General features: G+C 54.7%; 10 protein-coding genes. 5 read left to right on the forward strand and 5 right to left on the reverse strand.

The genetic code is table 11. The features are described 5' to 3' along the window. Both FBQ85_15475 and FBQ85_15480 read right to left on the reverse strand, forming a co-directional pair. Nucleotides 1–314: arginase (locus tag FBQ85_15475; protein MDL1876548.1), on the reverse strand; the 314-nt coding region annotated here is incomplete at its 3' end. A 37-nt stretch (nt 315–351) separates the two neighbouring features. Next, a complete protein-coding gene (locus FBQ85_15480; GenBank protein MDL1876549.1) occupies nt 352–705 on the reverse strand; it encodes a hypothetical protein in 354 nt (117 codons plus the stop codon). Between the two features lie 99 nt (nt 706–804). On the opposite strand from FBQ85_15480, the gene FBQ85_15485 reads away from it, so the two are divergent. Further along, nucleotides 805–1986 (forward strand): pyridoxal phosphate-dependent aminotransferase, encoded by a 1182-nt coding sequence (locus FBQ85_15485; protein ID MDL1876550.1) that lies wholly within the window; start codon nt 805–807, stop codon nt 1984–1986. A 26-nt stretch (nt 1987–2012) separates the two neighbouring features. Here FBQ85_15485 and FBQ85_15490 read toward each other — a convergent pair whose 3' ends face one another. Continuing rightward, a complete protein-coding gene (locus FBQ85_15490) occupies nt 2013–3107 on the reverse strand; it encodes a site-2 protease family protein (protein MDL1876551.1) in 1095 nt (364 codons plus the stop codon). 19 nt (nt 3108–3126) lie between these two features. Next, entirely contained in the window at nt 3127–4830 is a 1704-nt protein-coding gene (locus FBQ85_15495; protein MDL1876552.1) for a hypothetical protein, read from the reverse strand. Nucleotides 4831–5479: 649 nt separating this feature from the next. Here FBQ85_15495 and gabT point away from each other — a divergent pair. Further along, nucleotides 5480–6817, forward strand: coding sequence for a 4-aminobutyrate--2-oxoglutarate transaminase (gene gabT, locus FBQ85_15500; protein MDL1876553.1), 1338 nt, complete (start codon nt 5480–5482; stop codon nt 6815–6817). A 583-nt stretch (nt 6818–7400) separates the two neighbouring features. After that, nucleotides 7401–8759 (forward strand): aminotransferase class III-fold pyridoxal phosphate-dependent enzyme, encoded by a 1359-nt coding sequence (locus FBQ85_15505; protein MDL1876554.1) that lies wholly within the window; start codon nt 7401–7403, stop codon nt 8757–8759. Between the two features lie 101 nt (nt 8760–8860). Here FBQ85_15505 and FBQ85_15510 read toward each other — a convergent pair whose 3' ends face one another. Further along, a complete protein-coding gene (locus tag FBQ85_15510; GenBank protein ID MDL1876555.1) occupies nt 8861–11998 on the reverse strand; it encodes a response regulator in 3138 nt (1045 codons plus the stop codon). 636 nt (nt 11999–12634) lie between these two features. Here FBQ85_15510 and FBQ85_15515 point away from each other — a divergent pair. Together FBQ85_15515 and FBQ85_15520 are read left to right on the forward strand one after the other, a co-directional pair. Then, on the forward strand, nt 12635–13081 hold the full coding sequence (locus tag FBQ85_15515; GenBank protein ID MDL1876556.1) for a hypothetical protein: 447 nt from the start codon (nt 12635–12637) through the stop codon (nt 13079–13081). A 103-nt stretch (nt 13082–13184) separates the two neighbouring features. Further along, nucleotides 13185–13691, forward strand: a complete 507-nt coding sequence (locus FBQ85_15520; protein ID MDL1876557.1) for an ester cyclase — start codon at nt 13185–13187, stop codon at nt 13689–13691. Nucleotides 13692–13857 lie beyond the last annotated feature (166 nt).

Below are 13857 nucleotides of genomic sequence, written 5' to 3' on the forward strand. Positions count from 1 at the left end.
ATGGTGCCGACCGCAATCGAGTGATCGCCTCCCAGGAATAATGGAATTTTACCGGCGAGAATCGCATCGTGCCCGAGGTGGTAAATCTTCTCGCAGGTTTTGATGACGGTGGGAAGATAGGTGATGCCGCCTTCTTTCGGCAAAATTGCGCGATCGACGACTTGCACGTTGCCTTCGTCTTCGATCTCATGCCCGAGCCTGTGCAAATGATCATACAAACCCGCATAGCGCAACGCGCTCGGCCCCATGTCCACGCCGCGCCGCGCTTGGCCCAAATCCATCGGCACGCCGATTACTTGAATGGGAGAAGTCATGCGTGAGTCCGCAAGATAGCCTTCGTAGAAAAGCGTTTTATTTCTTGGGCGCGTCTTCGTAAACCATCACGCCAAAATTGTGGTTCGCGAGCGTGATGCCGATTTTGAGCTTGCCGCGCACGGTGATTTCCTGGCCTTCAAACGGCACCCGATTGTAAGGCTTGACCCAAATTTCGCCGGTGTCGTCCGCAATTTTTACCAGGCTTTGCCCGATGATCGGAATCCCGAACGTTGAGGTAACTTTTCCTTTTACGGTGACCGGCTTCTCGTTATATTTGCCGGAATTCGCCGTAAGCTCGCCGATTTTCATGCGTGATCCGGCGCAGCCGGCAATCACGAGCAGGGTTGCCACACAAAGGAATAACGCGTTTGTTCGAAGTCGAGTCAGCATAGTCTCCCTCACTGGTGAAATACAAAAATTCCTGAATCAGGTGTCACATAAAGTGATGCAATTTGGCTGTTGTATTTGAAAACCGCAAGGGAAAATTCTGTGAAGATGTTCTCGTCTCGTTTTACATGGAGTCTCCACACCAACTGGTTGTCTCGTCTGCTGGAAAGCAAACGCGCGGCCGGCGTCGAGATACTTGATCTCACCGAATCGAATCCCACGCAGGCAAACTTCGAATATGATGAGAAAGAAATTCTGGCCGCACTTGCCGCACCGGAAGCCCTGCGTTACGAACCCTCGCCGCGCGGGCTGCTTGACGCGCGCCAGGCCGTTGCTGGTTATTATAATTCACTCGGCCGGCGCGTGACGCCCGACGCGCTTCATCTCACCGCCAGCACCAGCGAAGGCTATGCGTATTTGTTCAAATTACTCGCCAATCCCGGGGACGAAGTATTGGCGCCGCAACCGAGCTATCCGTTGTTCGATTTCCTCACCGCGCTGGAATCCGTGCAACTGATTCATTATCCCCTGCGCTATCATGCCGCGCAGGGCTGGCGCATCGACCTCGAAACATTGGCAGCGAGCATCAGCACGAAAACGCGCGCCCTCATCATCGTCAACCCCAACAATCCCACGGGTTCTTTCATCAATCACGATGAGCTTGCGGCATTGAACAGCCTTTGCCAGGATCATGATCTCGCTTTAATTTTCGATGAAGTCTTTTCCGATTATGGTTGTGGCCATGAAGCGCAGCATGTTGCCACTGCGGTTGGCAATACCGCCGCGCTGACGTTTGTGCTGAGCGGGCTCTCAAAGACGCTGGGCTTGCCGCAAATGAAACTCGCCTGGATTCACGTAAGCGGGCCGCAGGCGCTGCGCGAAGAGGCGCAAGAAAGGCTCGATTTCATCAGCGACACTTATCTTTCTGTCGGCGCGCCAATTCAACATGCTGCGGCAAAATTGCTGGCGCTGCGGCAGGCGATGCAACAGCAAATACAGGCGCGAATAGCAACAAATGAGGCCTTTCTGCATGCGCAAGCCAGCAAACTGCCATTTGTGGATATTTTGAAACGCGAGGGCGGTTGGTGCGCCGTCTTGGCAATTTCCAAGCCGTTTGCAGAAGAAAATTTCACTGTGAATTTGTTGGAGCAGGATAATGTTCTGATACATCCGGGATATTTTTTTGATTTTGAAAAGGAGGGGTTTCTGGTGGTGAGTTTGCTGACGGATCCGGCAATCTTTCAGGAAGGTGTTGCGAGAATGCTGGCGCGCCTTGCGGAATGATCACGCAAAACAGGACACGAATATCGCTATTTCGACCGTTGATTTTTTTCCAACGAAGACGCCACCATAAAGTAACGTCCGATATTTTCCAGCGTCAACATCCCCAAAATTTGGCTGCCCTCCACCACCGGCACGGATTCCAATTTTTTCTCCAACATTTCCTCATAAACTCTAGCCAGACTGGCAAGCGGCCGCACGGCGGTGAAACGGGTTTCCATGAAATCCCGCACCGGCGCTTCGACCCCGCGCTGATAGATCGCGGACATCACTTTGCTTTTCGGCAGGATTCCAATGAGGCGATCCTCCTCCAATACCGGAAAATCATCCTGGCAGCCTTGATAAGAATGCTCCAACGCCTTGCGCAAGGGATCGACCGGTGAAAGCGTGTACAAGCGCGTTGACATCACCCGCCCGACCGGCACGCCTTCGATGGCGGCGCGCAACCGCACGACGCTTTCTTCGCTGCCCGCGCCGGTGAAGATGAACACCGCGATAATCACGAGCCACCAATTATTCAAAAAAAAGATGCCGGCCAGGCTGAACAACACCGCGAAGATTTGACCGACGCTGCTGGCGTAGCGCGTCGCTTGCGCATAAGGATAACGCATCGCCAGCAACGCACGCAGCACGCGGCCGCCGTCCATGGGAAACGCCGGAATGAGATTGAACAGGCCCATGAACGCATTCAAACTGAGCATGCCGTTCCAAAAATCTTTGCCGCTGAGGTCGAAGCTCAAGTGATCAACCGGCCAGTTCATCGCGCGCATGAAGAAATACAGCACGATGACGGCGACAAAATTCACGGCCGGCCCGGCAAACGCAATGACGAGTTCCTGGCGGGGATTCTGCGGCAGGCTTTCCATGCGCGCAACGCCGCCGATGGGCAACAACACAATATCGCGCACCACCACGCCGTAGCGTCGCGCGGCGATGCTATGCCCCAATTCATGCAATAATACAAAAAAGAAAATGGTCAGAAAAAAAATAACCGCGGCCAAGCCCGCCGCCGGGCCGCCGGCCGAGGCATTCGACCAGCCCACAAAACCCAACAGCATCAAAAAAATCGCATGAACCTTGATTTCAATGCCGAGGATGGTGCCGAGTTTGAATGACCATTTCATGAACGGTGGGGATACTCATTTACAGCAGCCATTCGACGCGATTTTCGCGGCGTTCCACGGCGCTGATGAGTTTTTGGAGGAAGGTTTGAAAATCTGCAAGGTTGCCGTCGAGGCGCAAGGCGGTGGCCAGATATTCGATCGCCATGCTATAATCTTCATCCGCAAGCGCGACATAACTCAGCGCCAGCCAGGCATGCGCGCAGCGCTGATCGAGGTTGAGCGCGGCCAGATATTCCTGTTGCGCCGGCGCCTTTTTGCCGGACAGCAAATGCAAATTGCCGAAGAAGCAATGCATGGTGGCGGAGTTCTTAATCGAAGATTGCAGCGGGGCCATCACGTGCAACGCCCGCCCGTAATCGCCGTCATGGTAATGCTGCAGCGCTTGCGCAAATTCCGGGGTGGCGCCGTTGCACGAATAGCGTTTATGCAGCAATTTGCGCAGCGGAAAAGCAGCGAGCAAATCCTCTTGAAATTTCTGCGACTCTGCTTCGACCGGCACCACCGGCGCGACGCCGTTGCCCGACTTTGCTGGCGCTTTGTCGGTCTTGCCGTTGCGCGTAGGCCAGGGTTGCAGCCAACGGCCATTTTGATTGAGATATTGCTCGATGCGTTCACGCGTGAGCGCATAAAAAATATCTTCGTCAAGATGTTCGATGATCTCGTCGACGCCGGCCTGGGGATTTTCACGCAGTACGCTAAGAATAGCTTGCTCCTGGCCCGTGGTCATAAACTTGTCGGCCAGCTCGCAGGCCACGGCTTCACTGTGGGGCTTGTCCAGGTTGCGCAAAACGTTTTTCAACGTAATCACGGTAATGTCGTCATGCGTAATCTGTCCGCCGGTAAACTGCTGCAATAAATTGCGCAACTCCATGAGAAACTCGGTGGGCGAAAGCTCGCCGTGCTGCATGATGAAATCGACTAAACGCTGCCGCCCGAAATATTCGCCTGCGGCATTGCGCGCGGAGAGTACGCCGTCGCTGTACAGCACCAGCAAATCGTTTTGATGCAACGCGACTTTTTCGCTTTCAATCGTGCTCAAATTCGGCGCGAAACGGTTGCTGGCCGGTTCATCGGTCACAGACATGCGTCCCAACGGCGCGCCCGAGGTGTTCAACAAGAAAATTTGCCCCAGCGAGGGCCGATAGACGAGCATGGGCAAATGGCCGGCGCTGGCAAAATGCAGCAAGCGTTTGTTCTGATCGAAAATCGCATAGAAGGCGGTCAAGCGAAAATCAGAGGTGCAGGACTCGGAGAGGCATTGATCGAGATAGCGCAATGTTGCCGCGGCTGACAGGCCCGTGCTATTCGAACGCAACACGGTTTTGAGTACAGGCGTGCTTTCATCCGGCGCTTTGCCGCTCATATCCGCCAGCAACACGCCGACGCGGTTTTCACCCAGGATAAGAAAATCGACTTGATCGCCGGCTTCTTGCGCGGCCGGCAAATAGAGATAATCGATGAGCAGGCCGCTGCGTTCCTGCCGTTTACGCGGGATATAAGGAAAGATGGTGGCTTCTTCTTCGTTGCCGTTTTGGCGGGGCTGCCGCAGTTCGAGATTGTCGGCGCGCTCGAGAACCCGGTTAGTATGAGCGTTGTTTTTTTGCGCGTGCGCCACTGCCTTATAATCCTTCACATGACTGGCTTCGCTCGAGGCAGCAGCCGGATCAGGCAAAAGCACAGGAGTGGGGGCGGTGAAGGAATTTTTGTCGAGATTTGCGCGCATAGCCAATGATGAACGATCGCTCTTTGCTACCTATGAACATTTCGCGTGGCCGAAATGACGCGGTCGAGTTGCCAAAAGCTCTCCAACTCATAGCTACTCATCTTCGCGCAGGATCGCGTGAGCGTTACGATATCCTAAATCATGCTCATCTGCAAGCCCGCGTCGTTCGCCGGTCAGGACTTTTTAGGTAGGAGATAGGGCATTTACTGAATCGCGCCGCGCCCTCACAACGAGCAGTGCGAAAGGTGTCATTATTTCTTGATTGAGCGCAATATACCATGACACATACCCTTTGTCAAGCAAAAACTTGGCACGTGCCTGCACCCTCTAAACAGTGGAGCTCTCTTGACTTCGAGGTGGGCATAATTTATCTTTGCCGGAACAAGCCCAATACTCTGTCATCCTGAATTTGTGGAAGCTCCCCATCGAAATGTCATCCAGAAAGGAACCTGTGAAGTTTTAAGCACGACGTCGAATGCTTCACAAGATCCCCGCCGGGATGACAGGGCGATGGGCGGTGATTTGTGGTCGCGGCAACTCTTCAATTTTGGGCAACGGCCAAGCTGTTGCAGGAACATTATCAACAATTATCGCGCTTTCGCACAAAGTCAATATATAGTAGAGCTATTTGATCAACTCCGGAATCTCTATGCCCTCCATCCATCTCAAAACTGAAATCCCCGGACCCAAAAGCCGGGCGCTGATGCAACGCCGCAAAGCCGCGGTGCCGCGCGGGCCTTTTAATTCGACACCCATCTTTGTTGAGAGCGCCAACGGCGCGCTGGTCACGGACGTTGACGGCAACACCTTCATCGATTTTGCCGGCGGCATCGGCGCGATGAATCTCGGGCATGCCAATCCGCGCGTCACGGAGGCGATCGTCAATCAAGCACAAAAATTTACGCACACCTGTTTTCATGTGTTGCCTTACGAGGCTTACATCGCTCTGGCGGAAAAACTCAATCAAATCACACCCGGAAATTTTGCCAAAAAAACGGTGTTGATCAACAGCGGCGTCGAGGCGGTGGAGAATGCCGTCAAAATCGCGCGTTATGCCACCGGGCGCAGCGGCGTGATTGCTTTCGAGCATGCGTTTCATGGCCGCACGTTTTTGGGCATGTCGCTCACCAGCAAAGTCAAGCCTTATAAATTCGGCTTTGGCGCGCTGGCGGCCGAGGTTTATCGTTTGCCTTATCCTTATGAATATCGCTGGCCGCATGCCGATCATGAGAAGATTGATTGGGAACGCGAGTATCGCAACATTTTCGCTGAGTTGTTTGCCGCGCACGTTGCGCCGGATCAAATCGCGGCGTTGATCATCGAGCCGGTGTTGGGCGAAGGCGGTTTCGTTCCCGCACCGGCAGCGGCGCTGCAAACCCTCGCAAACATTTGCCGCGAGCACGGCTTCATTTTTATCGATGATGAAGTGCAAACCGGTTTCTGCCGCACGGGAAAATTTTTTGCCATCGAATGGGCGGGCGTCGAGCCGGATATCATTGTGAGCGCGAAATCGCTGGCCTCGGGCATGCCCTTGAGCGCAGTTACCGGCCGCGCGGAATTGATGGACAAGCCGCATGAAGGCGGTCTCGGCGGCACGTTTGGCGGCAATCCGGTGTCATGTCAAGCCGCGCTGGCGACGATCGACGAAATGATCACAGGCAATTTCATGCAGCGTGCGCTCGCCATCGGCGAGTTTACCCGCCAGCAATTTCATAAGATTGCCGAAAAAAGTCCGTTCATCGGTGACGTGCGCGGCTTGGGCGCGATGAACGCCATCGAGCTGGTTAGCGATCGCCAATCGAAGCAGCCCAGCCAGGATGCGGCGAAGCTTGTGCAGCAACACGCTTATCAGCAAGGACTTATCTCGTTGAACGCCGGTACACATAGCAATATCATTCGAACATTGATGCCGTTGTGCATAACTGATGAACAATTAACAGAAGGCATTGCGGTACTCGAAAAAGCCATTTTGGCGCTTGTGAAATAGCCTTTTTATGCCTATGTTGCCGTTGCGCAAAAAGACCAAGCCGCACCAAACCAATGGAAAGGCCAAAACTATGAAGCGCAAAATCGGCATTCTCTACAATCTCACCAGCAAGTACAGCTTGCGCAATTCGGAAGGCCAGCCCATCGGCACGTGGCTGCTGCAATCCGTCTCCTCCATTCTACTCCGTATGTTTTACGATGAGAAATTTTTCTATCGTGAAATCCTCCGTTTTGGTTGAGTACGCCTAACCTTTCTACATTCTTTGATTTTTCCACGAAGGGTTAATCGCCCCTACGGGATTATTATCTTCGAAAATGATGAAAGCCGGAGCCGCTTACTGTTCGCAAAAGCGAGGGAAGCAGAGCTGTCTTATTTTCATTTGAACCGTCCGGGCGGTAATGTGAACGAACACGATTTTTAATTGAAACACCGCGTCCTCAACTCTGGAGATGATATCATGATTCCAACATATACACCAACAACCACAGTTCCGAATGCCCGTTTACCGCAACCGCTGCCACCATTGCCGCCGCTCGATGAGAAAAAAAACCTGCCGGAGGCCAAAGCGCAAAAGCCGGCACCGGTGGATCAAAAATATAACGAAGTGTTGCAAGAATGCCGGAAATGGCTGGACATCATCTCGGGCACAATGCTCGATCAACGCCAGCATCGTACGATGATCGAAGAGACGCTGCGCAATCATGTTGAGTTTGTGAATTTGCAATGGGGCAATGCGCGTAAATCCGTTTCCGCTGCCGGCGACTATGCCTGCTTAGAATGGATGGGGCAAGCCTCGAAATTCTGCGACAATCTTGGCCGCGAATACATCGATTGTCTCGGCGGCTATGGGCTGTACAATGCCGGCATTCGCCATCCGAAAATCGTGCAAGCCGTGCAAGCGCAATTGCAGCGCAATCCGCTGTCGAGCCAGGAATTGCTCGATCCGCTGCGCGGCGCATTGAGCAAGCTGCTGGCGCAGATTACGCCCGGCCGGCTGCAATACAGTTTTCTCATCAACAACGGTACCGATGCCGTCGAGGGCGCGATCAAATTGTCGCGCGCGTACACGCACAGTCACGGGTTCGTGAGTTCGCTGGGCGCATTTCACGGCAAATCTTTAGGCTCGTTGAGTTTGATGGGAAAATTGCGTTACCGCAAGGCATTTGAGCCGCTGCTGCCGGATGTCACGTTCGTCGAATTCGGCGATGCGGAGGATCTGGAATTCGAATTGCAGAAGGCGGAGAAAGTCGGTTGGAAAATGGCGGCGGTTGTGCTCGAACCGATTCAGGGCGAGGCCGGCGCCATCGTGCCGCCGGAGGATTACTGGCCGAAGGTGCGTAAGATTTGCAGTGATTACGGCGTGTTGTTGATTGCCGACGAAGTGCAAACCGGACTCGGCCGCACCGGAAAAATGTTTGCCGTCGAACATTGGAACGTCGTGCCGGACATCATGTGCCTGGGCAAGGCGCTGGGCGGCGGCGTCATGCCGCTGGCCGCATTCGTCTCAACGCCGGAAATTTGGTCGGTGTTTGAAAAAGATCCGCAAGTGCATTCCTCGACGACCGGCGGCAATCCGCTCGCCTGCGCCGCCGGCATTGCGATGATTCAAGTGACGATCGAAGAAGATTTACCCGGCCAGGCCGCGCGCAAAGGCGCTTACATGCTGGCTGAAATGCAAAACCTGCAACGGCGCTTCAGCGACGTCATCGTCGCGGCGCGCGGCAAAGGCTTACTGCTCGGCATGCAATTCAAAAATGCCGAATTGGGCTGGCAAGTGGTGTCACGCCTGTTTCGCAAGGGCGTGCTGGTGGCGGGCACGATGAGCAACTCGGAAACCGTGCGCTTTGAGCCGGCGCTCAACATTCCTTATGAATTGATTCACGAAATTCTCAATCGGCTGGAAGACACGCTGGAGGAAGTACGGCAGGGAATTCCCAATTGAGAAGGGCAACAACTGCTTTATATCTTGGGATTGAGTCTACGACAGGCCGAAACGTCACCGACTTGCTGTTTGAGCTTGTCACGCGGTCTCTGCCGAGCTTGTCACGCGGTCTCTGCCGAGCTTGCCGCGCGGTCGCTGCCGAGCTTGTCACGCGTTCGCTGCCGAGCTTGCCGCGCGGTCGCTGCCGAGCTTGCCGCGCGGTCGCTGCCTGAGCTTGCCGCGCGGTCGCTGCCTGAGCTTGCCGCGCGGTCGCTGCCTGAGCTTGTCGAAGGCAGCAATGGTTCGGACGTCAATTCCATCGGCGAGGTGAGCCGGGCAATTACTTCCATCAATTCCCGCACGTGCAGCGGTTTGGAAAGATAGGCATCAACGCCGGCGGCCAGACAGCGCTCGCGGTCGCCTTTCATGGCATAAGCGGTGACGGCGATGACCGGTGTGCGTGTGCCTTTCTCCTGCTCGAGTTCCCGGATCGCGGTAATCGCCGCGAAACCGCTCATGTCAGGCATTTGGATATCCATCAAAATCAAATCAAAGACATGTTCTTGAAAAGCAGCAATGGCCGCGCGGCCGTTGCCCACAACAGTGACGGTGTGCCCGCATTTTTCCAGCAAACGCGTGGCCAGGCGTTGGTTGATGACATTGTCTTCGGCAATCAAGATGTGCAGTCCGTTGAATTCTTTCAGCAAGAACGAACCGGTTTGCCGGTGTTTGTGAGCGTGTCCGGCCAAATGGCGGCTGGCCGTCAGCAGCGCTTCTGCCAGATCCGTCAGTTTCACAGGTTTGGTGAGATAGGTGCGAATACCCATTTCGCGGCACCGCGCGGCATCCGCATGCAGGCGCACGCGTGAAAGCATCATGACAATAGCCTCCACCCCGTTCTCTTTCAGATGAAATGCGAGACGGAAGCCGTCGCTGTCCGCGAGGGCCGCATCAACCAAAGCCAAATCGAATGATTGCTGGCGGCTGAGGTTGAGCGCAGCCTGACTCGACGCCACTGCCGCGGGCTTCAGGCCCCAGCCGGCAAGGGTTTCGCTGAGTATGCCGCGGCTCGTCGCATTATCATCGATAATCAAAATCGCCTGGCCGATCAATTCCGGCGGCGGGGTAAATGGCATGGCCTGGATATTTTCGGGAATACCGAAACGCGCGATGAAATGAAATGCGCTGCCTTGCCCGGCTTCACTTTCCACCCAGATGTGCCCGCCCATCATCTCGACCAGTTGCTTGCAAATGGCCAGGCCCAGGCCGGTGCCGCCGAATTGCCGCGTCGTCGTGCTGTCGCCTTGCGTGAACGCTTCGAAGATGAGATGATGCTTGTCAGCCGGAATGCCGATGCCCGTATCCGTCACCGTGAAATGCAAACGCTGATCGTGCGGCGTGCCGTGTTCCGCTTTAACGGTAATGACGATCTCCCCCTCTTCCGTAAATTTGATGGCATTGCCGACGAGATTAACAATGATTTGCCGCAGCCGGCCTGGATCACCGATCAGCACATCAGGCGCCTCCGGCAGAATGTGGCAAACCAATTCCAGGCCTTTTTGATGCGCGCGCAACCCCAACGGCGCAAGCACATCGCCCAAAGTCTCGCGCAGCTGAAATGTGATCGGCTCAAGTTCGAGTTTGCCCGCTTCGATCTTCGAGAAATCCAAAATATCGTTCAACAACACCATCAGCGCTTCGCCGGAATCTTTGACCAGGTGCAGATATTCGCGCTGCTCTGCGGTCAGATTGGTTTCGAGCGCCAGTTCCGTCATGCCCAAAATGCCGTTCATCGGCGTGCGAATCTCGTGGCTCATGTTGGCGACGAACTGGCTCTTGGCGCGGCTGGCAATCTCCGCTTCCTCTTTGGCCTGGCGCAATTGTTCCTCGGCGGTGACGCGCTCAATGGCGATTTCGGCAAGTTGCGTCGAAATCTCGATGATCTCAAGATCGGCGCTATCCGGCGGACGCGGCGCGGCAAAGTACAAGTCCAACGTACCCAACACATCGCCGTCCGCGGCCAGAATCGGCGTGGACCAGCAACTGCGCAATGCGGGAATACTGCCGGCGGGAGAAGGAAGATGCGGCCGCGCCAGTTCCCACACGGCATCCAGTGTAATATTCGGCGAGATGATTTGCTTCTTATGAAATGCGGCCGCGCCGCTCGCGCCGGCGTTTGGCCGAAGCGGCATGCCGGCAAGCGCCTGGCGCCAGGGTTCCGGCAAATTGGGCGCAGCGATGGGATGCAAACGCCAATTGGCGAAATCGCGCAACATGATCACGCAACGCGCTTCACGCATCTGCCGTTCAACAAAACGCGCCAACTCTTCCAGCACTTCGATGAGCGGTTTGCCGCGCGCGATCAATTCCAAAACATGCTTCTGCCCGGTTAACAGCGCCTCGGCGCGCTTGCGTTCGGTAATGTCGCGAATGAGTACTTGCGAAGCCGGATTGCCTTGATAGGAAATCGGCGCCGCCACAACTTCGACATCAATGGCGCGGCCGTCGCGGCGAATCATCTTTTCTTCAATCCACTTGGCGGCCTGGCCCAGTTCATATGTTCGTAAGATGCGCGCTTGCACGATGCGGCGATAGTCGGGATGCACGCAATCCAAAATCATGCGCCCGATGAGCGCCCGGGTGTCCGCTTCGCCGAACAAATGCGCGCCAGCGTCGTTGATGTAAACGATCTTTCCCTCGCTGTGGACCAGCACCGTTTCCGGAGAAAAATCCACCAGGCTGCGATAGCGCTCCTCGCTTTCGATCAAGGCTTGTTTGCTGCGCTTGCGCTCCGTGATGTCGCGTCCGAACATGGACACGCCGGTGATCTCGCTGTTGTTGCCGATAATCGGGTTGAAGGAGATTTCGAAGTCGTTCGATTGCTCCGGATAATCGTAATGCTGTTCCGTGGAAAAATGCTCGCCGGCCAGCGCGCGATCGTAGAAGGCGCGCCAACTTTGCGCCAAATCATCCGGCACTCCGCTGAGTATATTCATGCCGCGGTAAATTTCCGCGCCAAAAGCATGCAAGTATTTCTTGTGAAAGGTGGAATTGAAGGTGATTAACGTGTAGTTCTTGTCGATCGACCAAATAATATCTTGCGAATTCTCAATCAGCGCGAGCAGATTGGCTTCGCTGAGCGCCAATTCGCCTGCATGCCGGGCCAGGGCGCGCAAGTGGCGCCGGCGCAAAATGGCCACCGTCAGGCCAACGCCAATCACAATGACGACGAGAATGAGTGGAATGTGCAGGAGAATCATTGCGCCAAGATTTGATGAATGAGCCTGACAAGCCGGTTGCGATGACAGGATAATCACAACCTCATGAATTTCGGCATTCAGTTTTCATGAGGTTCGGCCGCGCCCGGCGCGAGAAAATAATAGATCACCGCTTTTGAGTATCAAAACTCACAAAATTTCGCCGGAGTGAAATTATTCGACCCCAACTCAGGCTACGTTGCCGAATTCAGGCTTGGTTGCGGGTTGATTGGCCATGAAAGCCGCTGACTGAGCCTGCCGCTGCCCGAGTGTTTTACTCGCGCCTTCTGTCACATCATTAAATAGCAGCATTCACTCACAGATGCGCTTTGCGCCTGGCTTGAGATTCTCGTTATTTGCTTTTGCCGGTCTAAAATTGTGAATGCTCGCGCTCGTCACGCATTGCTTCACACATTTCCAGCCTTTCAAAGCTCGTTTTTCCGCGATTTGTCATTCTCCCCCCTTGCATGCGCGATTTAGACAAGCTTCTGCGCGATACGTACAAGCTTTCCCCACCCTATTTTTCTTATCTTAACCCGTGAAAATCGACCTCTGCGCCGCCCGTTGCTGGCCGGCGCGGACAGTTCTTTAGAATTCAAGCTGGCCAACGATCGGCCACGATTTCCAGTGGACGGGAGCATGCCAAAAATCACAAGCACGGTGAACGGACTTTATCTCGACGAAGGCGAGATAAAATTGGTAAATGGCATGACACTCCATTGGAATCAGATTAGTACAGCCGCGCCGCCCTCCATTCCCTACGGCGCGAGAATCGAAGTGACGGTGGCATACGAAGAGGCGGACTATCTGAAAGGTTCGGTCGGCATTGTGTGGGCTACTTATCATTTACAGCAAGCCGAAACGATTCAGGCAGCTTTGCTGGCACAAAGCATTACGAGCGAGATTCGCGAACAGAGGTTGCCCGGGGCGCGGCTTTATCTGCTTTATGTTATCGAAGCGGACGAAGTTAGTGCGGCAGTAGATTTCATTTGGCGGGAACCGGGCGGAATGCGCTTAAAGCCGGATTGGGAATATCCCGCCGGCGCGGCGAACGAAAGTTTTGACAAATGGATCAATGGCGTTTAGCCGATTCGATCAAGTTGCAACTTCTACCAACTTTATCAAACCCCAATGGTAGTTGCAGTACAAACCTCAGTAGTGTCAAAAGTTCTATGAAAGGAGAACAAAAATGAACCGATTGACCACAACTCTGCTGGCGAGTGCGGTGATCATGTTTGCGTTTGCCACAACCGGCCGGTCGCAAACAGACGCCGCCGCAAAGCTGAGTCCGATGCTTGAGGCTTATGCCCAGGTCTGGAACACGGGCGAGGTGAATGCCCTGGACGCCCTGGTTGCGCCCGGCTTTGTCCGGCATACCAACTCGGGAAATCCTTACTCTGCCACCAGCCGGGATTCGCTCAAACGCGCGATCACGAATCTGCGCGCCACTTATCCGAACTTTAAGGTAACCCTGACGGAGATTATTGCCACGAGTGACAAAGTTGTCGGCCGCTGGCAATGGTCGGGCACGCACTCCGGCGTGGGTTTGCCCGAAGCCAAAGGGAAAAACGTGCAAGTGACCGGCATCAACATCATGCACGTTAAAAACGGCAAATTTGTGGCGGAATGGGTCGAGTCCGACGGCATGGCGGCAGCGCTGCAATTGGGCTTCACGGTCGCGCCGCCCGCGAAATAAGCAAGTGGGCAGAACAACGTCACCTTCATGTTTGCCGAAACAAATCACGCAATATGTCCAACAACCACCTCATAGGAGCAAGCCTTATGCGATACGCCAAACCATTTTTCGCCGCCGGGATCATTGCGTTGTCATTGCTCATGGCTTCCGGCGCGAGGGCGCAAGA

Source organism: Cytophagia bacterium CHB2, assembly GCA_030263535.1.
GTDB lineage: Bacteria > Zhuqueibacterota > Zhuqueibacteria > Zhuqueibacterales > Zhuqueibacteraceae > Coneutiohabitans.

What these genes read in the sequence shown, in the direction of transcription:
- FBQ85_15510 (MDL1876555.1), bottom strand. Translation starts at nt 11,998, where the DNA reads ATGATTCTCCTGCACATTCCACTCATTCTCGTCGTCATTGTGATTGGC.
- FBQ85_15480 (MDL1876549.1), bottom strand. Translation starts at nt 705, where the DNA reads ATGCTGACTCGACTTCGAACAAACGCGTTATTCCTTTGTGTGGCAACC.
- FBQ85_15490 (MDL1876551.1), bottom strand. Translation starts at nt 3,107, where the DNA reads ATGAAATGGTCATTCAAACTCGGCACCATCCTCGGCATTGAAATCAAG.
- FBQ85_15515 (MDL1876556.1), top strand. Translation starts at nt 12,635, where the DNA reads ATGCCAAAAATCACAAGCACGGTGAACGGACTTTATCTCGACGAAGGC.
- FBQ85_15520 (MDL1876557.1), top strand. Translation starts at nt 13,185, where the DNA reads ATGAACCGATTGACCACAACTCTGCTGGCGAGTGCGGTGATCATGTTT.
- FBQ85_15495 (MDL1876552.1), bottom strand. Translation starts at nt 4,830, where the DNA reads ATGCGCGCAAATCTCGACAAAAATTCCTTCACCGCCCCCACTCCTGTG.
- gabT (MDL1876553.1), top strand. Translation starts at nt 5,480, where the DNA reads ATGCCCTCCATCCATCTCAAAACTGAAATCCCCGGACCCAAAAGCCGG.